Raw genomic sequence first — 25,846 nt, forward strand, 5'->3', positions numbered from 1 at the left:
TCCGTGCGTCATTTTTTGTTGACATTACAGTAACTGAAATGTTTAAAGTAAACTGAGAGTGATCGGCTACATTGAATGGAGTATGGGATGAATATCAGTCAGGCGGCACAGGCGTGCGGTTTACCTAATAAGACAATCCGTTATTACGAAGATATAGGCTTGGTTGTGCCTAAGCGGCAGCAGGCGAATGATTACCGGATTTATTCGCTGGATGATGTAGCTCAATTGCGCTTTCTGCAGCGGGCAAGGGCGGTGGGCTTTAGTCTTGATGAGTGTCGCGAGCTGCTTGCGTTACAGGCAAATCCCCAGCGGCGTTGCGTCCAGGTTAAGGCATTGGTGAGCGAGAAGATTACCCAGGTTGATCAGCAGCTGATTGCGCTGCATGCGATGCGTGACACCTTGGTCGGTATGGCGAATGAATGCGCTGGCGATGAAACCAGTGATTGCGCAATTATCAATCAGTTGGCAGTGGTCGAAACTCCGTCAATTAAAAAGCCAAGTGCAATGTCTTTTACCCTCATAGATGCACCGGATGAGGCTGCGTGGAATGATCGCACCTAGGTCGCGTGCCGGTGTTTTTCTACCCTGAAAAAGGCTATGATGCGCGCCGATTAACTATTTGTAATTGGAGCGATTATGAGCATCAAATCCGATAAGTGGATGCGCCGGATGGTTGAAGAGCACGGCATGATTGAGCCGTTTGAGCCGGGCCAAGTGCGTCACGACGCTTCCGGTCAGCGGATCATTTCTTATGGTACATCCAGCTATGGCTATGATGTTCGTTGTGCTGACGAGTTTAAGATTTTCACCAACGTACACTCCACCGTAGTTGATCCAAAAAACTTTGATGAAAAAAGTTTTGTCGATATTAAAAGTGATGTGTGCATTATTCCGCCCAATTCATTTGCTTTGGCTCGCACGGTTGAATACTTCCGTATTCCGCGCAGCATTTTGACAGTGTGCTTGGGTAAGTCGACCTACGCTCGTTGTGGAATTATTGTAAACGTCACTCCACTTGAGCCCGAGTGGGAAGGGCATGTGACGCTGGAATTTTCAAATACCACACCTTTGCCCGCAAAAATTTATGCCAACGAAGGTGTTGCGCAAATGCTGTTTTTTGAATCTGATGAAATCTGTGAAACCTCGTACAAAGATCGCGGCGGTAAGTATCAGGGCCAGCGCGGTGTAACTCTTCCTCGCACTTAATGCTTCGCATGTAATTATTCGCTGGTGCCTTGCACCAGCTTTGCGGAGCTTATTGCGATGGCAATCCCTTCTCAAACACAGGTTTTAATTATTGGTGCTGGTGCGGCTGGGTTAATGTGCGCCGCAACAGCTGGAGCACGTGGTCGTGCAGTGGTTGTTATTGACCATGCCAATAAGGTCGGCAAAAAAATTCTTATGTCCGGTGGTGGTCGTTGCAACTTCACCAATATGGATGTGCTGCCTAAAAACTATCTCTCGGACAACGCTCACTTTTGCAAATCGGCGTTAGCGCGTTATACCCAATGGGATTTTATTGCGCTGGTGCAAAAGCATCAGATTCCCTACCACGAAAAAAAGCTGGGCCAATTATTTTGCGATAACAAAGCGCAGGATATTTTGTCGATGTTGCTCGATGAATGCGCGTATGCCGGTGCTGATATCTACACTCTGTGTGATATTGAACAAGTTACTACGCTGGCGGAAGGCGATTTGCCGATGCGTTACAAAGTCAAAACATCACAGGGCACGATTTATTGTGAGTCATTAGTGGTTGCGACCGGTGGTCTTTCAATTCCAACGCTTGGCGCTACAGGTGTTGGCTATGAATTGGCGGAACAATTTGGTCTGCCGTTAAAGCCGCGCAGCGCAGGGTTGGTTCCATTCACGCTTTCGCCTGCGCAGCTTGCTGTATTTTCACCGTGTGTTGGCAATGCGCTTGATGTGACAGTGAGTTGTGAAGCCGCTAGTGGCCAGATGAGTTTTGCCGAGTCCATGCTCTTTACACATCGTGGTTTTAGCGGTCCGGTGATGTTGCAGATATCGTCTTACTGGCAGCCCGGTAAAGAGCTGGAAATCAATCTGTTGCCACAATTAAACGTGTTCGAATTTTTAAGTGAGCAACAAAAAGCGCGCCCGAAAGTACTGCTTACGACAATCATCGGTGAATTGCTCACTAAAAATATTGCGCAGTGTTTGTGTGATTATTGGGCTGGGCAGTGGAATGGCAATCGCCCCATTAATCAATACACGCATGCAGAGCTGCAGGCAATCGCTACGCAATTTCACCAATGGAAAATCATGCCTGCGGGTACAGAGGGTTACCGCACTGCAGAAGTGACATTGGGCGGTGTTGATACCAATCATCTCTCCTCTAAGACCATGGAAACAAAAACACAGCCGGGTTTATTTTTTATTGGTGAGGTTGTTGATGTCACCGGCCATTTGGGTGGTTTTAATTTCCAATGGGCTTGGGCATCAGCGGTGGCGGCAGGTACTTATGTTTGATAAAGCGAGAGGGCGTTAAAAAAATGGGTGATGTAATCCAATTTAAAAAACCAAGCCCTTTTGATAAGCATAAAGGCAAAACGCTGTGCCGCAGCGGTTTTCATAAGTGGGAAGTGGTCAAAGAAAAACAATTTGATGTGAAACAGGGCAAGCTGGTGACTATTTATAAATGTAGCCGCTGTGGCGAACAAAAAGTTGAATTGAAATAATTGCTTTGTCGAATTGAGTTGCAATAAAAAAGGCTCCGTAAAGGAGCCTTTTTGTTTTCATCGCCGATGATTAGTGGTGATGATGGCCGCCTGCACCGTGTGCATGGCCGTGGTTCAACTCTTCTTCAGTTGCTTTGCGCACTTCGGTAATTTCTACATCGAAGCTCAGGTCAACACCTGCTAAAGGATGGTTGCCGTCGATAGTTACTTGATCGCCTTCTACTTTAGTTACGGTAACAACTTGCAGGCCTTGTTCAGTTTCTGCGTGGAATTCCATACCCACTTCGATGTTGTCGATGCCGGAGAACATGTTGGATGGAAGCTCTTGTACCAAGCTGTCATCGCGCAGGCCGTAGGCTTGTGGTGCGGCAACAGCAACAGTCAATTTGTCGCCAACGGTTCTGCCTTCCAGTGCATCTTCCAAGCCTGGAATGATGTTGCCTGCGCCGTGCAGATAAGACAGCGGCTCTTGGCCTTCTGAAGAGTCAAGCACTTTGCCTGAGCCATCGGTCAAGGTGTAATGAAAGCTGGCAACGCAATTTTCAGAGATGTTCATAAAGAGCCTTTTCGTTTAAGTGATAGAGTGAATGTTCGTGTAAGCAAATAGGTGGAATAGGTTTTTAGTTAATACGTAAATCATTAAAATTTTTCGATGGCTTTGCCGTTTAGCGTCGCCTTATGAATATAAATTGTATAGGCCTCGCCTTTTTCTTCTTGCTGTAAGCGTACCAATAAATAATTCCAATCTTTAGCAAGCCACGCGTAGGTCACGCGCTCATCATTTTCACGGCTGCGTTTAACTTTAATCGTGTTGACTTTGCCCAGTGGGGTTTCCAGCAGCTCTTCGCCCACGGTGGTGAATTTGTATTCTTTCAGGCGACCGCCATCGGCTATCTGATAAGCAAAATTCTTGTGACCGTTGCGTAAATCTTGTTGCAGCTGGACTTGGTAGCTCAGTTTGTCTTGCACTTTTTGTGCTATGTCCATTTGCCAGCTGGTTTTCTGTACGTTGTTAGTGACAGTTTTATTGGGCCAGTCAAAACTTAATTCTGCAGTGCGCGCTTTGCCGAGGCCGCTTCTGGCGTAATTGTAGTGCAGTGGGCTAACGGTTTGTTGCGCCGGATTCCAATGCATTTTGCTTTGTTCGGTAATGGTGCCAATCATGGAGTCTGCTTTAAAGAGCAGTTCATATTGGTTGTCACTGGTTTTGGTCAGGCGATTGGTGACAGTGATGTTAAAGCCGTAAAGCTTGGCTTTGTATTCGTTGTCAAATGTTATCGGGGCATCCGCTGCAAAAGTCAGTGGGGCGGCGAGTGATATGAGACAAAGCAAGGCTGTACGGATATTGGGCATGGATATTCCTTTTAAGGCTCATTTGCCTCAATTTGATAACCGCAAGCAGGCAAAAGTTCACCATTTAGCTCGGTTTTGTTATCTACCATTCTCAATTTGCCTTGTGCAAACCATTTTACGGCGAGCGGATAAATCACATGTTCTTGACGCTGCACGCGCTTGGCGAGCACAGTGGCATCGTCGTTTGCGAGTACTGGCACCACTGCCTGGACAATAGCAGGGCCGCCATCCAGTTCTGCTGTCACAAAGTGAACAGTTACGCCGTGTGTGCTTTCACCAGCATCAATCGCACGCTGATGGGTATGCAATCCCTGGAATTTGGGCAGTAGCGACGGGTGAATGTTGAGCATTCTGCCTTGGTAGTGCTGGGTGAATTCCGGCGTGAGGATGCGCATAAACCCAGCGAGTACAACCAAGCCGGGGTTATATGCATCAATGCGGCGCATGAGTTCCTGATCAAAAGCTTCGCGGCTCGCAAAGCCTTTGTGATCAAGCACAAGCGTCGGGATGCCTGCTTCAGTCGCGCGCGTCAGGCCAAATACATCGGGGCGATTGCTAATTACTGCAGCTATCTCGATTGGCAGATCGCCATGAGTTACACCGTCAATCAATGCTTGCAAGTTGCTGCCGCTACCTGAAATCAGGACAACAACCCGCAAGTTTTTTACATCACTGGACGACATTCGATTAGAGGCCTTGCAGTTCAACCTGGTGTTCTTCACCAGTGGCTTTAGCGATAGAACCAATTACGAATGCATTTTCACCCGCTGCACGCAGGATGTTGAGGGCATTGTCTTTTTCGCTCGCAGGAACCGCGATCACCATGCCCACGCCGCAGTTAAAGGTGCGGTACATTTCGCGGATGTCCACGTTGCCGCCACGTTGCAACCATTGGAATACTGGTGGCAGTGCCCAGCTTTGGGTATCGATAACGGCTTTGCAGTCGTCCGGCAATACACGCGGGATGTTTTCGGTCAGGCCGCCACCGGTGATGTGGGCCATAGCATTAACTTGTGATTCTTTGATCAGTTTGAGTACTGACTTAACATAAATGCGGGTTGGTTCCATCAGCGCATCGGCCAGTGGTTTGCCGCCGCAATCCTGATTCAGGTCGGCGTTGGTGACGTCGATAATTTTGCGGATTAGCGAGTAGCCATTTGAATGCGGGCCGCTTGACGTCAGTGCGATCAAGGTGTCGCCAGCTTGTACTTTGCTGCCATCGATAATTTCTGATTTCTCAACCACGCCTACGCAGAAACCGGCAAGGTCGTAATCTTCGCCTTCGTACATACCGGGCATTTCAGCAGTTTCACCGCCAACCAATGAACAGCCGGACAATTCACAGCCATCGCCAATACCTGATACTACTGCAGCAGCAACATCGACATTCAGCTTGCCGGTGGCGTAATAATCGAGGAAAAACAGTGGCTCGGCGCCGGTGACAACCAAATCGTTAACGCACATGGCAACCAGGTCGATACCGATGGTGTCGTGCTTTTGCAGGTTCATCGCCAAGCGCAACTTGGTGCCTACGCCGTCAGTGCCGGATACCAATACTGGTTGGCGATAGCCTTCAGGAATTTCACACAAAGCCGCAAAGCCGCCCAAACCGGCCATTACCTCGGGGCGACGGGTACGTTTGGCGACGCTTTTAATGCGTTCAACCAGCGCATCGCCCGCGTCAATATCAACGCCTGCATCTTTGTAGCTAAGGGATGGGGTAGGGGTTTGGTTTTGGCTCATAAGAAAGGGCTCACAGCTCGGGCAGTTGGAGTGGTTTAAAAAAAGGCCGCCATTCTAACAGCTTATGTAAGCGCTTGCAGGCCAAAGCGCAGTTTGGAGCTAAGTTATTGTTTGATAGTGGTTAAACGGCGAGCGGGAATCTGTGGAATTTGTGTCGGCCGCCCCGATTAGCCTTGCCGCGTCCTTGTTTAAGCCTGTTACAATGCCGCCTCCTCAACTTTAGTCGCTGCATTCAGGGGTGAAATTTGTCGCACTCTCCGCTTATCCGTTTGCTGGTTTCCTGTCTGATGATTGGCCTTGCCAGTCCGTTGTGGGCTGCGCAATTGGTTGATATCTACCGTGCCGATACGCTGGTGAAAAGCCAGGCAGAGGCCGAGCGAAATGCAGCTGCCCGTGCGACCTTGGGCGAAGTTATAGTGCGTGTCTCCGGTCAGCGCAGTGCGTTCGATCATCCAGCTATTAAAGAAGCGACTGGCAAAGCACAGAATTATCTATTTGGTTTTAGCTACAAATCCTCCAATGAAACCATCACCGTCGATGGCAAAACATCCGCAGCGATCGGATTGCAGCTGAACTATGAGCCTCGGGCGATTGAGCAATTGCTGCGTCAGTCGCAGTTGCCGGTATGGCCAGCGCAGCGCCCGAAAGTGTTGGTCTGGTTAGTTGCCAAAGATCAAGCGGGTTTGCATTTGGCGATGGATCCTATTGATCTCCAGGCGTTGCAGCAGCAAGCGCAGTACCGCGGTTTGCCACTAGTGTTGGCAGAGGCCGGTGTCGCAGCGGGGGATTTATGGAGCCCGGATCGTGCGACCCTTGAAGCTGTTTCCGCTCGTTATAAGGCTGATGCAATCCTTATTGGTCGTTATACCCCCTACAGCCTTGGCCCAATTCCAGCGGTAGGAGCAATGAATAGCGCTGCATCCACTGCGGCAGGTGTCGCTCAGGGGCAGGGCCCTTGGCTGGGCGACTGGCAGTTATTCCATAGCGGTAATGTTCAATCATTTACCGACGAAACTCCCGAGGTGAAAGGTTTATTTACGTCGGCGATTGATCGCGCGGCGGATTATTTTGCCAACCAGTACGCGATCACCCCGTCAGGTCAGGGACCGCAAGCGATAATGTTGCAGATCGGCAACATCACCAGTTTTGGTGACTTCAAGCAGGCGCAGGCATACTTGAATGAGCTGGCGATGGTGCAGCGTATGGAAGTCGCGAAAGTAAATGCCGATGGCATCCTTGTGCGACTCACTGCAGAAGGCGATGCAAAATTGTTAGTGACCACGCTCGCACTTGGTCGTCGTTTGACGCCTGCGCAAGGTAATTCCACGGCAACGAATCCATCAACCGCTGCAGCAATTGCCGCTGATGCCGGAGTTGATGCAGAAGCTATGGCTGAGTTGGATCAGGCATTGGCGAATGAAAATACCACCAGTAGCTCTGCTGTGGTGTCAGCAAATGCCGGTAGTGTTGGTAACCCTTTGATGTACGTTTGGCAGAAGTAGTGTTAGTGATGGTGAATTTGCCACAGCAATTATCTTTAAGCGTTAATCTCAATGATGACGCCACCTTTGAAAATTTTTTCGCACCCGCACAAACACACAACGCGATGGTGATTCAGGGTTTGCGTCAGCAGTTAGATGGTAGCGGCGAAGCTTTTATTTATTTGTGGGGCGCTCCCGGTTGCGGCCTGACTCATCTATTACAAGCAGCCTGTCATCAAGCACAGGAAATGGGACTTTCTGTTCAATATCTGCCACTACGCGATCTGGTTGGCTACGCGCCCGACGATTTATTTACCGGTTTGGAAATGGTCGATTTGGTGTGTCTGGATTGTTTGCCAGCCATCGCTGGCCGCCCTGATTGGGAACAGGCTATTTTTCATCTCTACAACCGTTTGCGCGATGCAGGTAAATGTTTATTGGTTGCAGCGGAATACAGCCCGCGTGAACTGGGCTTGAGTCTGGAGGATTTACGCTCGCGCTTGCAATGGGGTTTGACCTATCAAGTTCACAGCCTGAGCGATGAAGATAAACAGCAAGCACTGCAAATGCGCGCACGTGCACGTGGTCTGGAATTGGGCGATGACGTAGCGCAATACATCATCCAGCGTTTACCGCGCGATACCAATGAACTCTTCTGGCAATTACAGCGGCTCGATCACGCCTCGCTTGCCGAACAGCGTAAACTTACCATTCCTTTTGTAAAGAAAGTATTAGCGATTTGATCTCTTCTTGCTTCACCACCAAAATCTCTCCCGCTTGATTACCGTTTAATTCATCACTTCAGTTTTCACATAAAAAACTATAACAAAAGGCTCAAGCGGGCCTGCTACGCAATGGAGATTCACAATGGTTTTATTTAATCCGACAGGTCTGGTGTCAGCCCTGGTGTTGGTCGCTGCATCCGGTTTGATGCTGGGTTGCGGTAACAAAAGTACACCAACAGAAAATTCCGCTGCTTCATCGGCAGTGGTGGGTAATATCAAATTAAATCAGTTGGGATTTTTACCCGAATCCGCTAAATGGGCGGTGATTCCTGATGTCGCTGCAACCCAATTTAAGATTGTTGATGCAACCAGCGGTGCTGAAATTTACAGCGGCAGTTTAACGGCAGCAGCTAACTGGGATGCGTCAGAAGAAAACGTAAAACTTGCCGATTTCTCAAGCATAAAAACGCCCGGCAATTATCGTGTGCACGTTGATGGTGTAAGTAATTCATACCCGTTTGCGATTGGTAATGATGTGTACAACGCGTTAAATGCCGCGAGCATCAAAGCATTTTATTTTAATCGCAACAGTGCTGAGTTATTGCCTGAGCATGCAGGTGTGTATGCGCGTCCGCTTGGGCATCCGGATACGCAGGTGTTGGTTCATCCGTCCGCTGCCAGCGAAGTGCGCCCTGCGGGTACAGTGATCTCCAGCCCCAAGGGTTGGTACGACGCAGGCGATTACAATAAATACATTGTTAACTCCGGTATCGCGACTTATTCGTTGCTTGCCGCTTACGAACATTTTCCGGAGATATTTAATAACCAGAATTTAAATATTCCTGAGAGTGGTGATGCCATTCCTGATCTGCTCAATGAAACCCTGTGGAATCTTGAGTGGATGTTGACTATGCAAGATCCAAATGACGGTGGTGTTTATCACAAGCTCACCAATAAAAGATTTGATGGCACTGTGATGCCACATGAAGCAACGACTGAGCGCTACGTCGTGCAGAAAACAACGGCAGCGGCGCTGGATTTTGCCGCAGTAATGGCAACGTCCAGCCGTGTGCTGGCGCAATATGAAAATCAGTTGCCGGGAATGTCTGCAAAAATGTTAGCTGCAGCGGAATCTGCATGGGCCTGGGCAATTGCTAATCCGGCAGTGATTTACAAGCAGCCGGACGATATCAAAACCGGCGAATATGGCGATGCAAATCTCGCTGATGAATTTGCCTGGGCGGCGGCTGAGTTATACATCACCACCAAAAAAGACAATTACTACACCGCTATGAAACCAGCGGAAACAACTGCGACAGTTCCTTCATGGGGCGATGTGCGCGGCTTGGGTTGGATTTCGCTCGCACATCACCGCAATCAATTAACCGCAATTGCCGATCAACCATTGATTGCCAATCGCATTAATGAATTAGCAGAGAGTTTGCAAAAGGTTTGGGCGACCTCGGCTTATCGCGTCACCATGCAAAAAAATGATTTCAAATGGGGAAGCAATTCGGTTGCCTTGGGGCAGGCGATGATATTGGTGCAGGCTTATCAGTTGAACGGCAAACGTGAGTATCTGGATGCTGCGCAGGCTGCGTTGGATTATGTGCTTGGGCGCAATGCTACTGATATGTCGTTCGTCACTGGTTATGGAGCCAAGGCGACTTTGCATCCACATCATCGCCCGTCGGGTGCCGATAAAGTTGCCGATCCTGTACCGGGCTTTCTTGCGGGTGGTCCACAGGCGGGGCAGCAAGATAAAGATGATTGCGAAGTTGCTTATCCATCGCCGATTACCGCTAAATCCTACCTCGATCATTACTGCAGTTATGCCAGTAACGAAGTGGCGATTAACTGGAATGCACCATTAGTGTACATATCTGCCGCCATTCAGGCATTGACTCCAAAATAGCTGCTGTAAATAAGAAAAATTTTCGACTAAGCCAGCCTTGCGCTGGCTTTTTTATGCCTGAGTAAAAACACCCACAAGGATTCCTGCGTCGCGTGCTGGATTTTCCTGAATTCCGTCTATGCTTTTAAAGTTCCCGCCGCCTCATCGCAATCGTGTAAAGGAGTCCTTGTGAATTTCCATAGCCTGAATACCAAAATGATGTCGATCATCCTGCTCGTCGTGGTGAGTTACGTCATCACCTTGTGGGTGCTCAACAGTCAAGCCAGCCGCATGCAGCACGACCTCGCCACCGAATATGCGGAAGAGTTGGCCCAGCATGAGGCCTTTGATGTGAAGGGCAGGTTGGAAGTGGCGATGAATGCCTCGCGCACGCTCGCGCAGGCGCTGGCCGGATTGCGTAAAGTTAATGGCAATCGCGCGACTGCCGATGCATTGCTGCGCGAAGTATTGGATGCAAATCCAGCCTTCCTAGGTGTGTGGAGTGGCTGGGAGCCAAATGCATTTGATGGTAAAGATGATGCTTATCGCAATGCGCCGGGTCACGATGCGAGCGGTCGCTACGTTCCTTATTGGAACCGCGGTTCGGGCAAGTTAATCGTTGAAGCTCTGGTGGATTACGATAAACCGGGCGCAGGCGATTTTTATCAATTGCCGAAAGCCAATCGCGCTGAAACCTTAATCGAACCCTACCTTTATACCGTAGCGGGTAAAGAAACGCTGATTACCACAGTGGTAGTACCGATTATCCAAAACGGCCAATTTTTGGGGGTGGCGGGAGTCGATATTGCGCTCTCTGATTATCAAAATGAAGTTAGCCAGATCAAACCTTACGAAGTAGGTTATGCGAGTTTGCTCTCTAACGCTGGAACCTATGTTGGCGATGCCAAAGCAGAAAATGTAGGCAAACAAATTAAAGACGAAAAATTACTTGCCGCGATTCGCGCGGGTGAAATTTTTGGTCGCGAAACATTTGATGATCATTTGCAAGCAGATGCTTACCAAATTTCTGTGCCGGTTATAGTAGGTCACGTCACCACACCTTGGTCATTTCGCGTCAGTGTGCCCGTAGAAAAAATGATGGAAAATGTTATCGAGATGCGCAACATCGCCATTATTATTGGCGTGATCAGTATTGTGTTGGTGGCGTTTATTCTTATCTGGGGAATTCGCACCTGGGTGTTGAATCCGGTTAACGTTGCGCGTGCAGCAGCGTTGCGTCTTGCCGGGGGAGATTTGTCGGTAAGAATTGATGCGCAGGGTAAAGATGAAATTGCGCAATTGCTTGGCGCCATGAAAACCATGAGCGAAAAACTGGTTGGAATTATTTTGAATATCCGCGATTCCGCGCAAGAGCTGGTGCAATCGAGCGAGCAGGTTGGCAGTACATCGCAAAGTCTCTCGCAAGCGGCGACCCAACAAGCGGCAACTGTGGAAGAGACGAGTGCATCCGTCGAAGAAATTTCTGCTGCTGTTGCGCAGAATTCCGATAACTCACGCGAAACCGACGGCATCGCAAGCCGCAGCGCTAAATCCGCTGCAGAAGGTGGTGAAGCGGTGCGCGAAACTGTATTGGCTATGCGCCAAATCGCCGACAAAATAAAACTGGTGGATGAAATTGCCTACCAAACCAATTTACTCGCACTCAATGCCGCGATTGAAGCGGGCCGCGCAGGCGAACACGGAAAAGGTTTCGCTGTAGTTGCTGCCGAAGTGCGCAAGCTTGCACAACGCAGCCAGGAGGCCGCACAAGATATAGGTACAGTGGCCAGTAAAAGTGTGCAGCTTGCTGAACGCGCTGGTAGCTTGTTGGATGAAATGCTGCCCTCAATTCGCAAGACCGCTGATTTGGTGCAGGAAATTAGCGCTGCCTCTAGCGAACAATCAAACGGCCTCGAACAAATTAGCGCAGCTGTTAGTCAGTTGGCGCAAACCACACAAGTAAACGCATCCTCAGCGGAAGAATTAAATGCAACCGCTGAAGAGATGAGTAATCAAGCGATTCAACTACAAGAAATGATGGAATTTTTTGTGCTCGACGAACGCTCACGACGTTCATAGAAATTAAGTTAGCTAACGGAAGCCAGCTTTATGCTGGCTTTTTTATTACAAATGTCATGCTTTTTCGTTGAGCCTTCGCCGAGGTCTTAGGGCTTTTTGAGTTGGTTACAAATTGAAATGAAGTTTTTCCAAATGGAAAAAATTATTAAATAGCAGCTGAAAAAAATCTGTTGTGTTACCAAAAGTTGCTTGGGTTAGTCCATTTTTTACTATGCTTTTACGCTTATATGCACGTTATTGTCATAAAGAGTAAAGATCCGTTGACCTAAGTAGATAACCATTTTAGGGCGAGCTAACCTTTATTATCGGCTTTGGAGAGAGCCGTGGTCACCACTATGCAATAAAAAATAGAGTTAGCAGCCATGAACTATTCCGTTAATCGCCGCGCCCTGATGCGCGGTGCTGTCGCAAGTGCTTTAGGTTTATCCAGCTTGTCAGCGCTGGGCGCAGAAGTCGCTTCATCATCTGGTACTCCCACTACTGCCCTGAAAGGCAATATTTCCCACTCAGTCGCGCGCTGGACATTCGATTTTCTTTCGGTCGAGGAATTGTGTCTGGTAGTTAAGCGTTTGGGTTTTTCGGCGATTGATTTAGTCGGGCCGAAAGAGTGGCACATTCTTAAGCAACACGGTGTTGATTCGTCTATGTGCAATGGCGCCGAGTTGAATCTGGAAGATGGTTGGGGCGATGGCAAGTTTCATAAACCGCTTATAGAAAGCTATCGCAAACATATCGATCTGGTGAGCGATGCCGGTTACAAAAACCTGATTTGTTTTAGCGGCAACAAGCGTGGGAAAGATCCGGAAGAGGGTTTGAAGCAAGCGACCAAAGGCCTGAAGCAAATCCTTGCGCAAGCGGAAAAACGCGGCGTTGTGTTGCAGATGGAATTATTCAATAGCAAGGTTAATCACCCCGATTATTTTGCGGATAATTCAGCTTGGGGCATTGAGTTGTGCAAACGTCTCGACTCACCCAACTTCAAACTACTCTACGATATTTATCACATGCAAATCAGCGAAGGCGACATCATTCGCACTATCCAAAATCATCATCAATACTTTGGTCATTACCACACCGCTGGTGTGCCTGGTCGCAATGAGATTGATGACACCCAGGAACTTTATTACCCGGCTATTGTTCGCGCTATTCACGCGACTGGTTTCAAGGGATATGTCGCGCAGGAATTTATGCCCAAGCGCGCAACCAATAAAGAAAAAATTGAATCCTTGCAAGCGGCTATCCGCATCTGCGACGTTTAATCTCCTATCCAGAAGTAGGTTTATCCAGAGGTACATCTATGTCCAGTACACAACACTTCGATGCCATCGTTGTTGGCTCCGGCATTAGCGGCGGTTGGGCCGCAAAAGAATTAACTGAAAAAGGTTTGAAAGTATTGATGCTCGAGCGTGGGCGCAATATCGAGCACATTAAAGATTATGTGAATGCAGCAAAAGATCCTTGGGATTATCCGCATCGCGGTCGTCCTACGCAGGAGATGAAAAGAAATCATCCAGTATTGCAGCGCGATTTTGTACTTAACGAAGAAACCAACGGCATGTGGGCGAACGAGCAAGAAAGCCCTTACGTTGAGAAAAAACCATTCGACTGGTTTCGCGGTTATCACGTCGGTGGTCGCTCGCTGTTGTGGGGCCGTCAAAGCTATCGTTTTAGTCAGCGCGATTTTGAAGCAAACCTGCGCGAAGGTATTGCGACCGATTGGCCGATTCGCTATGCCGACATCGCGCCCTGGTACGATTATGTTGAAAGTTTTGCGGGTATTTCCGGATCGCTTGAAGGCTTGGATCATTTACCCGATGGAAAATTTTTACCGCCAATCGAATTGAACTGCGTAGAAAAAGATGTAGCAGCGCGCATTAAAAAAGCCTACGGCGGCAAGCGTTTGATGATTAACAGCCGCACCGCAAATATCACCCAACCAAAACCGGAACAGGGCAGGGTAAATTGCCAGTACCGTAATAAATGTTGGTTAGGTTGTCCGTTCGGTGCTTATTTCAGCACGCAATCATCCACACTGCCAGCGGCGATGAAAACTGGCAATCTCACTTTGCGTCCGTTCTCTATCGTAAGCCAAGTGCTCTACGACAAAGATAAAAAACGCGCGCGCGGTGTAGAAGTTATTGATGCAGAAACCAATCAAACTTACGAATTCACTGCGAACGTTGTGTTCCTGAACGCATCGAGTTTTAACTCCACCTGGATTTTGATGAACTCTGCTACCGATGTATGGGAAGGTGGTTTGGGCAGCAGCAGTGGTGAATTGGGCCACAACGTAATGGATCACCATTTTCGCGTGGGTGCCGGTGGTATGGTTGAGGGTTACGAAGACAAATATTATTACGGGCGTCGTCCGGCCGGTTTTTATATTCCACGTTTCCGCAACCTCGGTGATGAGACGCGCAATTATTCGCGCGGCTTTGGTTATCAAGGTGCTGCAAGCCGTCAGGATTGGAACCGCGATATTGCCGAGATGGGTGTCGGTGCCGATTTTAAAAATGCATTGGCTGAGCCAGGTGCATGGACTATCGGTATGACTGCATTTGGTGAAATGTTGCCGCATCACGATAACCGCATCTTTCTCGACCGCAACACCAAAGACAAATGGGGCTTGCCTGTTTTAGCGATGGACGTAGAAATTCGTGAAAACGAATTGGCCATGCGTAAAGACATGATGCAAGACGCAGTAGACATTCTTGAAGCTGCCGGTGTGAAAAATGTGCAAGGCGCTGACTGGGGTTACTCACCGGGCATGGGTATTCACGAGATGGGTACTGCACGTATGGGGCGTGATCCAAAGACCTCCGTACTCAATGGTTTTAACCAGGTGTGGGATGCACCCAACGTGTTTGTCACCGACGGTGCCTGTATGACATCGGCATCCTGTGTAAACCCATCGCTGACTTATATGGCACTGACTGCACGCGCAGTTGATCACGCTGTAAAAGAATTGAAAAAGGGGAATCTGAAATGAATCGCCGCGAATTATTAAAACTGATTACCGCTGCAACCGGTACTGCGATGATTGGTGGTACAGCGCTGTTGAGTGGTTGTGCAACACAAACCGCAACTACGCTGAATTTTTCTGCAGACAATATTGCATTGCTGGATGAAATCGCTGAAACCATTTTGCCGCGTACTGAAACACCGGGTGCGAAAGATGCAAAAGTCGGCGAGTTTATGAAAGTGTATGTGACTGATTGCTACACACTGGATGAGCAAGCGATATTTCACAAAGGTTTAATCACTTTTGAGGATGCGTGCAAGAAGGCCTACACGCGCAATTTTGTGGAGTTGCAGCGAGCTGAGCGCGAAGAGTTTATTAATCGCTTGGATCGTGAAGCCAAAGCGGATGTTGCCGCAGGCAAAATGCATTACTTCACTATGATCAAGCAGCTGACCTTGTTTGGTTTCTTCACCTCGGAAGTGGGTGGTACGCAAGTGTTGCGCCATGCTCCGATTCCCGGCCGCTTCGATGGCAATCTGGCCTACAAAGTGGGTGATCGCGCTTGGGCTACAAAATAGCAGGGCAGTTGTAGTCAGCAAATGAATAGACAAGGCGGCCAATTGGCCGCCTTTTTTATGTGGAGCAAAAAGGCGGGTCCCAAATTTCAAATAGTAATAATGTAAAAAATGAAGTGGCGCACAGTTTTATGGTGAAAAAAATAGCGCAGGTCAGGATCAGAATCATCATTTCCTTTTTAAATCCTCCAGCTCTTTCCTTTCTTGGTTAATTGATGTTTCATACCGGCTATTGCGTTTTTACCTTTCAAAATAGTCGGTTGGAATTTCACCAAAATGCAACATTCACTGGAATTTTTAGCGCGCGGCGGGGAAATGGCTTCGCTCACGCGCGACTATGACTGGAATTCCTCACCACTGGGCCCCGCTGAAGATTGGCCCGAAACCCTGAAAACTACTCTGCGGCTGGTTCTGACATCCCATCATCCAATGTTTATTTGGTGGGGGCCTGATCTTATCCAGTTTTATAACGATGCCTATCGTCAAACTATGGGGGCGGAGCGGCACCCGAGCGCACTTGGTCAGCCCGGTCATGAATGCTGGGGTGAAATTTGGGACATTATCGGCCCGCAAATTAATTCAATTATGGCCGGTGGCGAAGCGACCTGGCATGTTGAACAGCTGGTTCCCACAACCCGTCACGGGAAAAAAGAAAATATCTGGTGGACTTACGGTTACAGCCCAATTGCAGATAGCAGTGGTGTGCAGGGTGTATTGGTTATTTGCAACGATGTGACCGAAGAGCATAAATCCAAAATCGAATTACATCGCCTGAATGAAGAGTTGTTGGTGCAAATCAATAACTGCCAGCGGTTGGAAGCAGACCAGGCATTTCAATTGCAATTATTGGATAGCTTGAGCGAAATAAATGAGCCAAGCGAAATTGCGTCCGTAGTATTTGAAATGCTCGGTCGGCAATTGGGTTTAGCGCGCATCAGTTTTTCCAATATCGACGATCCCAATGATGGCAATTTTGTGGTGGAGTACAGTTGGAATTTGCCGGGTATTAATAGTCTTCAAGGATTGCGTGGTTCGATTGCGGACTACAGCCCTGCAATTTTAAATGATTTGCGCCAAGGCAAGGTGATGTGTATTACCGACACCCGATCGGATGAGCGAACGATTGATGGTGCTTACGGTTCACTTGAGTCACTTGCTGTGTTGGGTGTGCCTATCCGCAGGAATGGTTTACTGGTCGCCTGCTTGAGTACTCATCGCACAGTCCTGGGCGATTGGAGTCAAAATGAAATCAATTTATTCAAGGAAGTTGCGGAGCGAATTTTTTCAACCATTGAGCGCCGGAAGATTGAAGCTTTCAGGGCGGCATCACGTGAAAAATTGTATGAGCGTCAAAAAGAAGAAAGCCAGCGACTGAGTGCCTTGTTTCAACAGGCTCCCAGTTTTATGGCGGTATTGCGTGGGCCGGATCATGTCTATGAGATGGTGAATACATCCATCCTGCAATTACTCGGACAGCGTGATTATGTTGGTTTTTCGGTGCGGCAGGCAGTGCCCGAATTAGAAGGGCAGGGTTATATAGAATTGCTCGACAATGTTTATAAAACCGGCGAACCCTTCCTGGGGTACGGTATGCCGGTCAAAGTTTTTAAAACCAAATACAGCGCACCGGAAGATCGATTCGTCAATTTTATTTTACAACCCATTTTTGAGTTCGATGGCAGCATTAGCGGTATTTTTGTCGAAGGCAACGATGTTACAGAGCAATACCTTATTGATCTGGAATTAAAGCGGGTTAATGAACAATTGGCTGAAAAAATTCACGATCTTGAATTGGCCGATAAACGAAAAAACGAATTTTTGGCAATGCTCGCACACGAGCTGCGCAATCCACTTTCACCCATCAGCGCTGCTTCTGAAATGTTGCGCCTTGGTCAACTTGATCCGCAAGGTGTGCAGCGAACTAGCGAGATTATCTCTCGCCAGATTAAACACATGACGGGTTTGATTGACGATTTAATGGATGTGTCACGCGTTACCCGTGGCTTAGTCGCATTGGAAAAAACAAAACTTAATTTACAGCACATGCTGCTTGAAGCAGTTGAGCAGTTGCGTCCATTGGTGGAGCATCGCCACCATCAATTAGCGATTGAAATTTCCACTGATACTATTTTTGTAAACGGCGATAAAAAACGATTGATACAGGCTGTTGCGAATTTATTAAATAATGCAGCGAAATATACCCCTGATGGCGGCAACATCCAGTTAGCACTGAAAGTGAACAATAACAGGGTGGGCATTATTGTTAAGGATGACGGCATAGGAATGGATGCAGTCACTGCACGCGATGCATTTCAATTATTCACTCAAGCTGAGCGCAGCGCTGACCGCACTCAAGGTGGTTTGGGAATTGGTTTGGCATTGGTTAAAAGCCTGGTGGAGCTTCATGACGGTGAAGTTGAAGGGCGCAGTGAAGGTTTAGGTAAAGGAAGTGAGTTTTCTATTTGGCTTCCGATATTGCATGAATCAGATTCACGTGTTGATTTTAAATCCAGTACTACATCCAGTTCATCAAAATCGCTGCGCATTATGATTGTCGATGATAACGTCGATGCAGCGCATATGTTGGCGATGTATCTGGAAGCAATGGGGCACAGCCTTGCCTTCACCCATACTGCTACAGAGGCGTTAACACTATCATTGCAGCAGCCTTTTGATGTTTTCTTGCTTGATATCGGTTTGCCCGAAATAGATGGTTACGATCTTGCCCGAATGCTACGTTCGCAAGCTGTTACGGCAAATGCGGGGCTGGTTGCGATTACCGGTTATGGTCAAGATAGCGACCGTGCAAAAGCCAAAGAGGCTGGTTTTGATCATCATTTATTGAAGCCTGTTGATATTCCGCTGTTGTTGGGTTTATTAGATAAAATGTAAAACCACCGCATACAATAATTCAACAAGACCCCGGCCAGTTCGCTGCCCGGGGGTTTTTCTGCAATTCAAGAGGGTGCAATTAGTTTACTTATGGGGCTTCGCCCACAGAACGCACGAGATCATCAGCGTTATACTTTCTAATCGGCGCACCGCTTGTGCAGCCTATTCTCTATAAAAATAAACTTCATGACCGTTTAGCCAGACTTTCTCAATGGGTATTGCTCGGAGAGGTAATTAGCATGAAAAATTGCGTAAAAAAGTTGTTGGTTATTTCCAGTTTTCTATTTTTGGTCGCATGCGGCGGGGGTGGAGGCGGCTCTACTAATTCGCCATCCTCTATTGCGGTCTCATCACTTTCTATTGCTTCATCGTCGTTAACGAGTGTTGCAAGTTCCCAGGTTAATTCATCCTCGGCAAGTGTGGTGTCAGGCTTAGCTGCACGTCCTTCAAACTCAACTTGCCTCGCTCCTGCGGCAGTCAACTCGGGGGCGCCAACCAGTATTAGTTGGCAGGCCGTATTTCCCTCATTACCCAATATTCCTAATGCAACTAATTTGATTCAAGTTCCAAGTGATAATACTTATTGGTATGCAACACGGCAGTCGGGCAGGGTCGTCCGTTTTCAAAATAATGCATCGGCAAATGCGCTGGCTGAAGTGCTGAATATTGAGGATCGTGTTGATTTTTCCGGTGGTGAAACCGGGTTGCTGGGAATTGCATTTCATCCGCAATTTGCGAGCAAGCCTTATGTGTATCTCAATTATATTGCCACCGGTATTAGCAACCAAATGGAAACACGGGTGAGCCGATTTGCAGTCGCGCAAAACGGAATGATCGATAAAAACTCAGAAGTTATTTTGCTTCGCTTTGATCAACCCTATTCCAATCACAACGGTGGACAGCTTGCGTTTGGAAAAGATAATTTCCTATATATCAGTTCCGGTGACGGTGGCAGTGGTGGTGATCCACAACAAAATGGCCAAAACAAAAATAACTTACTCGGAAAAATTTTACGTATCGATATTGATAACACCAGTGGCGGACGCAGCTACGCCATTCCATCCGATAATCCCTTTGTAAATGGTGGTGGCTCAGCGGAGATTTGGGCATATGGCTTGCGCAACCCCTGGCGATTCAGTTTTGATAAAGAAAATGGTGATTTGTGGGCCGGTGATGTAGGGCAAAGTGCATGGGAAGAGGTAAACCTGATTACGCGTGGCGGTAATTATGGTTGGGGCGATATGGAAGGCGATGGTTGTTACAGCGGCAGGCCAAATTGCTCTACCGACAATAAAATCAAACCGGTGTTATCGATCAATCACAACACCAATGTGTGTTCGGTGATTGGCGGTTATGTTTATCGCGGCAGTCAATATCCTGCAGCCTATGGTAAATATTTTTTCACCGATTACTGTGTTAATACCATGCAGTCAATTACGCGCGACTCGAGTGGTAATGTCAGTGTGAGCAATCACGGTAGTGTGCCGGTGGACATAGTTTCATTTGCACAAGACAATCAGGGTGAGCTTTATGCGATTGGTCAGTCAGGAGCGGGTTCGCAAATTGTAAAACTGCAAGCTTCCGGTGGTGAATTGCAACCCGGCACTATGGCGAACCGTTTGTCCGCGACGGGCTGTGTGAGTGCAGCTAATCCGATGCAGCCTGCAGCAGCCATGATTCCTTACAGGGTGCAATCAGAGTTGTGGTCTGATTCTGCGGAAAAAGAGCGTTATTTATCACTGCCCGACAATACCAAAATAGAGCTAGCGGCGGATGGTGATTTTTTATTTCCCGTCGGCAGCGTGTTGATGAAGCACTTTAAACTTAATAATCGTTTTGTCGAAACCCGTTTGTTTGCGCGCGGCGAGTTGGGCTGGCAGGGATTTAGTTATGAGTGGCGCGATGACCAAACCGATGCGCAGTTGTTAACGGATGGAAAAACAAAAACGGTCAGCGGGATTCAGTGGGAATTCCCGAGCCCGGCGCAGTGTTTGATTTGCCACACACAAGTGGCTAACTTCTCGCTTGGTTTGGAAACGCGGCAATTGAATTCAGTCATGCGCTATCCATCATCGGGAGTTGATGCTGGTCAGTTGGATACGCTGGCGCACATTGGATTATTCTCCAGCAGTCTTTCAGCAAATCAAAAAGCACAAAAATTGTTTGCACTGGATGATACCAATGCAACGCTGACTCAACGTGCCCGTAGTTATTTGCACAGCAACTGCAGTAATTGCCATAGCCCAGGTGGCACAACACCCGTGACCCTTGATTTACGTTATGCGACATCGCTGGCTGCGATGCAGGCGTGTAATCAGCAGCCGTCAAGCGGCGATCTTGGACTTGCCAACGCGCGCCTTATTGCACCCGGCGAACCTGCTCGCTCGGTGTTATTGGCGCGAATGAAATTGCGTGATGTTAACCAGATGCCACCACTGGCATCGCATCTTGTCGATCAGGCAGCGGTTGATGTAATCACGGATTGGATCGCTTCCCTGCAGGGATGCGAATAGGATTGAGTGTGGGGGAAGAGAAGACGATTGGCAGCGAGGCTGCCAATCGGTTTTGATAGTCCACTTACAATTTCATCAAGGCGCGACACAATCAAGACATTGAACATAAATGCCTTGCGGATCGTTCATTTTTTTCAAATCACTTAACGGCTTCAATACTGGGCTTAATTCATTCACAACACTGAGTGAAGTGAATTTTTCCAGCAATGAGGTGGGAACAAAAGCTCCTACATGGCTTTGTGTGAGTGAACGCAAAAATTCTTCTTTCGGTGAAAGTGGACGCTGGGCAAACTCCACACGGTAATCACTCAATTTTGCTTCTGCTGCAATGGCAGCAATCACATCATTCAGTGTTCCAAGTTCATCAACCAAACCAATTTCTTTTGCTTTGTTACCTGTCCATACATGGCCTTGGGCAATTTCATCTATCGCATTAACCTCTTGCTTGCGCGCATCAGCTACAAGCGAGATAAAACGTTGGTAAATATTATCCACGCTATGTTGCACAACCTTACCAGCTTTTTCTGACAGTTGGCGATCAAGGCGCATGGTGCCAGCTAATTCGGTAGTGCCTACACCGTCGGTGTTGATACCAATTTTTTGCAAGGATTTTTCCAGGGTCGGGAATGCACCGAACACACCGATAGAACCGGTGATGGTGGTAGGTTGCGCCCAGATTTTATCGCCTGCGGTAGCGATCCAATAACCGCCTGAAGCTGCGACTGTTCCCATGGAAATATAAATGGGAATATTTTTGTCGCGCAGGGCGATAATTTCCGAGCGGATAATTTCTGATGCAAAGGCACTGCCGCCACCGGAATCAATGCGGATAACAACAGCTTTTACCGCGGTGTCTTCTTTTACCTGGCGCAACAATTCCAACATGCTTTCGCTGCCGATGGTGCCATCAGGTTGGTGGCCATCAACAATTGAACCCGATGCTACTACAACGGCGACTTTGTCTTGTGTGAGTGATGGAAGCTTGCGTACATCGGCGAGATAACCTTTAACGCCGACACTGTTATACCACTCGCCGTCTTTACTTTTTCCGGCAGCAGCAATCAATGCTTGTTCCATCTCCTGACGTGAAGTGACTTTATCAACCAGTTTTTTTTCCAGCGCGAGCTTTGCGCTATCGCCATCCGTTAAGGCCATGTGTGCATCGAGGTTATTCACGTAATCGGCAATACTTCCCGCAGGCAGTTTGCGCGCTTGCTCAATCTTGTTGGTGTAGGAATTCCACATCTCACCAATCCATTGCTCGTTGTGTTCGCGTGATTCGGGTGACATGTCGTCGCGCAGATAGGGTTCCAGATAATCTTTGTATTTACCGGAACGGAATGCATGGATGGTTACGCCGAGTTTATCCAGCGCCGTTTTGTAGTAATTCATGTAGCGGCCGTAGCCGGTGATTTCTACTACGCCCATATTGTGCAAATAAATCTCATCGGCAAAACTGGCGAGGTAGTATTGGTCTTGTGAGTAATTGTCACTCACTGCAATAATTTTTTTGCCGGCAGCTTTAAAGTTTTCCAGCGCTTGGCCAATTTCATTCATCTTGCTAATGCCGCCACCGAGCAGGCGGCCTGGCTCAAGTACCAACAGGGTTACGCGTTTATCTTTTGCACCTTTGTCGATAGCTTCGACAAGGTCGCGCACTAATGTTTCGCTTTCATCGGGATTGGTATCCGACATCAGCAAACTCATTGGGTCTATGTAGCTACGCTGGTCAACCAATACACCGGTAGGCGCAATGCGCAGCGCGAATGTTTCAGGTAATGGCTGCGGTGCGCTTGAACCAATCGCAATCACCACGATAAGAAAGAAAATAATAAACAGCGTGTTCATTACCGCATTGCGGAACCAGGTGATAGATCTGCCTACGCCACCAAACAAGCGGCTCCATGCTCCCGTTTTTTTTGCAGCAACTGGACGTGAAGTATTTGATTGCGGCGCAGCGGGTGGTGTTGATTCGTCGTAATTTACAGACACAATAATTACCTTCCGAAAAGTTTATGAGTGGTTCGTTTTGGTGGACAAATAATAATTCCAGTATTGCAGCCAGCGACTGGTCATCATCGCAGCGATAAACAATAACGTGACTAGGCTAGTCATTAGCCAGTAGCCCCAATGCCAGTTACTCATGAGTAGCGGAATGAGGAATAAAAAATACATCAACAATACAAAACACATCCAGCTGTATGTCCGATGTTTTGGTTTTAATAGTCCGGGAATAAAAATAAGCAGAGGAAACATTGATACGATCCAAGTGACCAGTTTCACATTGTCATTTATAAAATAATTTAAGGTGAATACGACTAGTAGGCTCACATAGCTCAGATTGCAAACTAATTGACCTAAGCGTAATTTTTTATGTAATAGCACAGAGTCTGCATCGGTAATCACAATGACTTTTTTTGGTTTTTCATCAGTGTGTTGTTGTTCGTCAGTATGTTGAGTCATGGTTTAGCCTTTCAATTGAAGCGCGAGAGTGGCGACGCGTTTGCCGAGTGCCTGGCAAAGTGTAATTTCGTCACTACTGAGTTTGTTGGGTATATCACCGCTGGCAAGATGCGATGCGCCGTAAGGCGTGCCGCCGGTGCGTGTGCTGCTTACACTTGCCTCGCTATAGGGGATGCCGGCAATCACCATCCCTTGATGTAAAAGCGGCAACATCATCGACAGCAATGTTGATTCTTGTCCGCCATGCAAACTGGAGGTGGAGGTAAATACCGCAGCAGGTTTGTTGATCAAATCGCCGTTCAACCAAATGCCACTGGTGCCATCGAGAAAATATTTCATCGGTGCGGCCATATTGCCGAAGCGGGTAGGGCTGCCGAGGATTAAACCGCTGCAGTGTTTCAAATCGTCTTCACTGCAATAGAGCGCACCAGTATCCGGAATTGCTGGCTCAGTTGCTTCGGTCACTGTTGATACTGCAGGAACCGTGCGCAAGCGCGCCTCAATACCGCTCACTTGCTCAACACCGCGCGCGATTTGTTTTGCCATTTCGAGCGTAGAGCCGTTGCGGCTGTAATACAAAACTAAAATGTAAGGTGCCATAAAGAAATCTTTAGTGAAAATAGTGGAGCGAAAATAACTGTCTGATCAGTGTGCGAGACCGCCTGAGGCATGGATGCCGAAGTCGAGCCTACAGGGACGTATTTACGGCGTGTCTCGCATGCTGATCAGGCGGTTATTTGCGCTGGATAATTACTTGCAAAACATTTTCCGGTGGACGGCCAATCACCGCTTTATCGCCATTAATTGCAATCGGGCGCTCAATCAATTTCGGATTCTCAACCATCGCTTTGATCAGCGCAGCTTCGCTTAATTTTTCATCAGCCAGATGCAGCTCTTTGTAAGCATCCTCACCTTTGCGCAACAAATCGCGTGCACTTATGCCCAACTTAACGAGCAGGGCTTTCAGGGTTTTGGCATTGGGCGGAGTATCCAAATAGAGAACTATCTCAGGCTCATGGCCCTGCTCACGCAACAGGCTCAACGCGTCGCGCGATTTTGAGCAGCGCGGGTTGTGATAAAGTGTGACCATAATTCTCTCTCAATAACGTCTATTCGTGATGGTGCGGCAGATTATAACGGCTGCGCCCCGACTTGGTTTAAGGATTTAACGTTATGTTGCAAATGCACTCCCTGCGTGAGTTGGCGCGTAGGAATTATCGCTGGTTATGGGGATTTCTCTGCTTGATGGTGCGCCAATACCAAGCCAAGGAATGCCAGAAAAGTGCCGCCTCACTGACCTATGTCACCCTCTTTGCAACTGTGCCGATGATGACGGTGACCTTTGCGATGTTTTCTATTATTCCCGCATTTCAGAATCTCGGCGATCAATTGCAGTCAGTGTTGTTTGAGCATTTTTTGCCCAATAGCGAGCAGGATTTGGGGCGTTATCTCACCGATTTTACGGCTAAAGCGCGGCAACTTACCGCCTTTGGTTTGTTGTTTCTGGTTATATCCGCCTATTTAATGCTCAAAAATATCGAGCAAAACTTTAACGCAATTTGGGGAGTAACCCGTGGCCGACGCGGTGTCGCCAACTTTTTACTCTATTGGGCGATCCTGAGTTTGGGGCCATTGTTGCTGGGCGTTGCGCTGGCGATGAGCACTTATCTCACTTCCTTCCGGCTATTAGTCGGCACCTACGATAGTCTCGGCGTATTCGAATGGGTGCTGCAATTTGCGCCTTGGGTATTAACTTGGGCGGCATTCACCTTGTTATTTGTCGCGGTCCCTAATTGCAAAGTCTCGGTGCGCCATGCGCTGATCGGCGGTTTCTTCACGACTTTGGGCTTTCAGGGTCTTAAGGCCGCGTTTGGTTGGATTGTCGGTCATTCTTCTTTCTCTCTGGTCTATGGCGCCTTTGCCGCACTACCGTTATTTCTGTTGTGGGTGAATTTGATCTGGACGGTGGTTCTTGGTGGTGCCGTGTTTGTGCATACCATTGGAGCCCATCAGATCGACCTGCGCGACCGCAATTATCCTGATTTGCTGGCCAGCCTGCTGATTCTCTGGCGCTGCTATCGCGCCTCGGCGGATGGAGCGGCAGTATCCGAGCGAGCGCTGATGCATCAGGGATTATCGGCAGAGCAGTGGGGGCGTATCCGTGGGGCTTTGGTAAAAAACCGGGTGCTTACCTCCAACTATCAAGGCGATTTTCTGCTTAGCCAGAATCTGAAATTGCTCAGTTTGCAGCAATTGGCGAATATCCTGAACTTGCCGCACCAGCTCCCGCAGGATCATCGCTATCTACGCGGCCTACCTTGGGGGCCGGCTGCCATCCAGTATCTGGGCGATGTAGACGCCAGCCGGGAGGCTTTGTTGTCAGTGAGTATTGCTGATTTGTTTGAGCAAGAGGCCGGTTCTGCAATTGCCGCCAAGGTTGATCCGGCGATCTAAACGAAAAGGAGGG

At 48.2% G+C, this 25,846-nt stretch carries 22 protein-coding genes; 14 read left to right on the plus strand and 8 right to left on the minus strand.

The genetic code is table 11. The annotated features are described in order from the left end of the window. The first annotated feature begins 87 nt into the window (after window positions 1-87). From AAGC78_RS06995 to AAGC78_RS07010, 4 genes are all read left to right on the plus strand, one after another. The gene (locus tag AAGC78_RS06995) at window positions 88-561 is read left to right on the plus strand and encodes a MerR family DNA-binding protein (protein ID WP_435783342.1); all 474 of its coding nucleotides are present in this window, start codon (window positions 88-90) and stop codon (window positions 559-561) included. A gap of 75 nt (window positions 562-636) precedes the next feature. Further along, window positions 637-1,206: a dCTP deaminase gene (gene dcd, locus AAGC78_RS07000; RefSeq protein WP_435783343.1), complete on the plus strand. Its 570-nt coding sequence runs from the start codon at window positions 637-639 to the stop codon at window positions 1,204-1,206. A gap of 57 nt (window positions 1,207-1,263) precedes the next feature. Continuing rightward, on the plus strand, window positions 1,264-2,490 hold the full coding sequence (locus AAGC78_RS07005; protein WP_435783344.1) for an NAD(P)/FAD-dependent oxidoreductase: 1,227 nt from the start codon (window positions 1,264-1,266) through the stop codon (window positions 2,488-2,490). 23 nt (window positions 2,491-2,513) lie between these two features. Continuing rightward, window positions 2,514-2,699: a hypothetical protein gene (locus tag AAGC78_RS07010; protein WP_062058844.1), complete on the plus strand. Its 186-nt coding sequence runs from the start codon at window positions 2,514-2,516 to the stop codon at window positions 2,697-2,699. 70 nt (window positions 2,700-2,769) lie between these two features. Here AAGC78_RS07010 and AAGC78_RS07015 read toward each other — a convergent pair whose 3' ends face one another. From AAGC78_RS07015 to purM, 4 genes are all read right to left on the minus strand, one after another. Then, window positions 2,770-3,255, minus strand: coding sequence for an FKBP-type peptidyl-prolyl cis-trans isomerase (locus AAGC78_RS07015; protein ID WP_435783345.1), 486 nt, complete (start codon window positions 3,253-3,255; stop codon window positions 2,770-2,772). An 83-nt stretch (window positions 3,256-3,338) separates the two neighbouring features. Beyond that, on the minus strand, window positions 3,339-4,052 hold the full coding sequence (locus AAGC78_RS07020; protein WP_435783346.1) for a DUF3108 domain-containing protein: 714 nt from the start codon (window positions 4,050-4,052) through the stop codon (window positions 3,339-3,341). 11 nt (window positions 4,053-4,063) lie between these two features. Next, window positions 4,064-4,735 carry a phosphoribosylglycinamide formyltransferase gene (gene purN / locus AAGC78_RS07025; RefSeq protein ID WP_435783347.1) on the minus strand — a complete coding sequence of 224 codons (672 nt, stop codon included), beginning with the start codon at window positions 4,733-4,735 and terminating at the stop codon, window positions 4,064-4,066. A 4-nt stretch (window positions 4,736-4,739) separates the two neighbouring features. Beyond that, window positions 4,740-5,795: a phosphoribosylformylglycinamidine cyclo-ligase gene (gene purM / locus AAGC78_RS07030; protein WP_435783348.1), complete on the minus strand. Its 1,056-nt coding sequence runs from the start codon at window positions 5,793-5,795 to the stop codon at window positions 4,740-4,742. A 245-nt stretch (window positions 5,796-6,040) separates the two neighbouring features. Between purM and AAGC78_RS07035 the strand changes: the two genes are divergently transcribed. The 9 genes from AAGC78_RS07035 to AAGC78_RS07075 all read left to right on the plus strand — a co-directional run bounded on the left by AAGC78_RS07035 (window position 6,041) and on the right by AAGC78_RS07075 (window position 20,916). Further along, entirely contained in the window at window positions 6,041-7,297 is a 1,257-nt protein-coding gene (locus AAGC78_RS07035; RefSeq protein WP_435783349.1) for a DUF2066 domain-containing protein, read from the plus strand. Then, window positions 7,285-8,019 (plus strand): DnaA regulatory inactivator Hda, encoded by a 735-nt coding sequence (hda, locus tag AAGC78_RS07040; protein ID WP_435783350.1) that lies wholly within the window; start codon window positions 7,285-7,287, stop codon window positions 8,017-8,019. Before AAGC78_RS07035 ends, hda begins: the two co-directional genes overlap by 13 nt. 124 nt (window positions 8,020-8,143) lie before the next feature. Further along, on the plus strand, window positions 8,144-9,916 hold the full coding sequence (locus AAGC78_RS07045; RefSeq protein ID WP_435783351.1) for a glycoside hydrolase family 9 protein: 1,773 nt from the start codon (window positions 8,144-8,146) through the stop codon (window positions 9,914-9,916). A 168-nt stretch (window positions 9,917-10,084) separates the two neighbouring features. Further along, on the plus strand, window positions 10,085-11,974 hold the full coding sequence (locus tag AAGC78_RS07050; RefSeq protein WP_435783352.1) for a methyl-accepting chemotaxis protein: 1,890 nt from the start codon (window positions 10,085-10,087) through the stop codon (window positions 11,972-11,974). 362 nt (window positions 11,975-12,336) lie between these two features. Beyond that, window positions 12,337-13,233 (plus strand): hydroxypyruvate isomerase family protein, encoded by an 897-nt coding sequence (locus AAGC78_RS07055; RefSeq protein ID WP_435783353.1) that lies wholly within the window; start codon window positions 12,337-12,339, stop codon window positions 13,231-13,233. 38 nt (window positions 13,234-13,271) lie between these two features. Continuing rightward, window positions 13,272-14,963, plus strand: a complete 1,692-nt coding sequence (locus AAGC78_RS07060) for a GMC oxidoreductase (RefSeq protein ID WP_435783354.1) — start codon at window positions 13,272-13,274, stop codon at window positions 14,961-14,963. Continuing rightward, window positions 14,960-15,514 (plus strand): gluconate 2-dehydrogenase subunit 3 family protein, encoded by a 555-nt coding sequence (locus AAGC78_RS07065; RefSeq protein ID WP_435783355.1) that lies wholly within the window; start codon window positions 14,960-14,962, stop codon window positions 15,512-15,514. The genes AAGC78_RS07060 and AAGC78_RS07065 overlap by 4 nt, the downstream gene beginning before the upstream one ends. A gap of 273 nt (window positions 15,515-15,787) precedes the next feature. Next, complete coding sequence (locus tag AAGC78_RS07070; protein WP_435783356.1) at window positions 15,788-18,403, plus strand: ATP-binding protein; 2,616 nt, start codon at window positions 15,788-15,790, stop codon at window positions 18,401-18,403. Between the two features lie 239 nt (window positions 18,404-18,642). Next, complete coding sequence (locus AAGC78_RS07075; RefSeq protein ID WP_435783357.1) at window positions 18,643-20,916, plus strand: PQQ-dependent sugar dehydrogenase; 2,274 nt, start codon at window positions 18,643-18,645, stop codon at window positions 20,914-20,916. Between the two features lie 75 nt (window positions 20,917-20,991). Here the strand turns inward: AAGC78_RS07075 and sppA are convergent, their stop codons facing one another. From sppA to arsC, 4 genes are all read right to left on the minus strand, one after another. Next, window positions 20,992-22,908 carry a signal peptide peptidase SppA gene (gene sppA, locus AAGC78_RS07080; RefSeq protein WP_435783358.1) on the minus strand — a complete coding sequence of 639 codons (1,917 nt, stop codon included), beginning with the start codon at window positions 22,906-22,908 and terminating at the stop codon, window positions 20,992-20,994. Between the two features lie 21 nt (window positions 22,909-22,929). Further along, window positions 22,930-23,379, minus strand: coding sequence for a DUF2069 domain-containing protein (locus AAGC78_RS07085; protein WP_435783359.1), 450 nt, complete (start codon window positions 23,377-23,379; stop codon window positions 22,930-22,932). A gap of 3 nt (window positions 23,380-23,382) precedes the next feature. Then, window positions 23,383-23,979 carry an NAD(P)H:quinone oxidoreductase gene (wrbA, locus tag AAGC78_RS07090; RefSeq protein ID WP_435783360.1) on the minus strand — a complete coding sequence of 199 codons (597 nt, stop codon included), beginning with the start codon at window positions 23,977-23,979 and terminating at the stop codon, window positions 23,383-23,385. 133 nt (window positions 23,980-24,112) lie between these two features. Next, window positions 24,113-24,469 carry an arsenate reductase (glutaredoxin) gene (gene arsC, locus AAGC78_RS07095; RefSeq protein ID WP_435783361.1) on the minus strand — a complete coding sequence of 119 codons (357 nt, stop codon included), beginning with the start codon at window positions 24,467-24,469 and terminating at the stop codon, window positions 24,113-24,115. 83 nt (window positions 24,470-24,552) lie between these two features. Here arsC and AAGC78_RS07100 point away from each other — a divergent pair, with 83 nt between their 5' ends. Continuing rightward, window positions 24,553-25,833, plus strand: coding sequence for a YihY family inner membrane protein (locus AAGC78_RS07100; RefSeq protein WP_435783362.1), 1,281 nt, complete (start codon window positions 24,553-24,555; stop codon window positions 25,831-25,833). Window positions 25,834-25,846: the final 13 nt, after the last annotated feature.

Origin of the sequence: Cellvibrio sp., from assembly GCF_039207905.1 — a bacterium.
In the GTDB taxonomy this organism is placed as follows: domain Bacteria; phylum Pseudomonadota; class Gammaproteobacteria; order Pseudomonadales; family Cellvibrionaceae; genus Cellvibrio.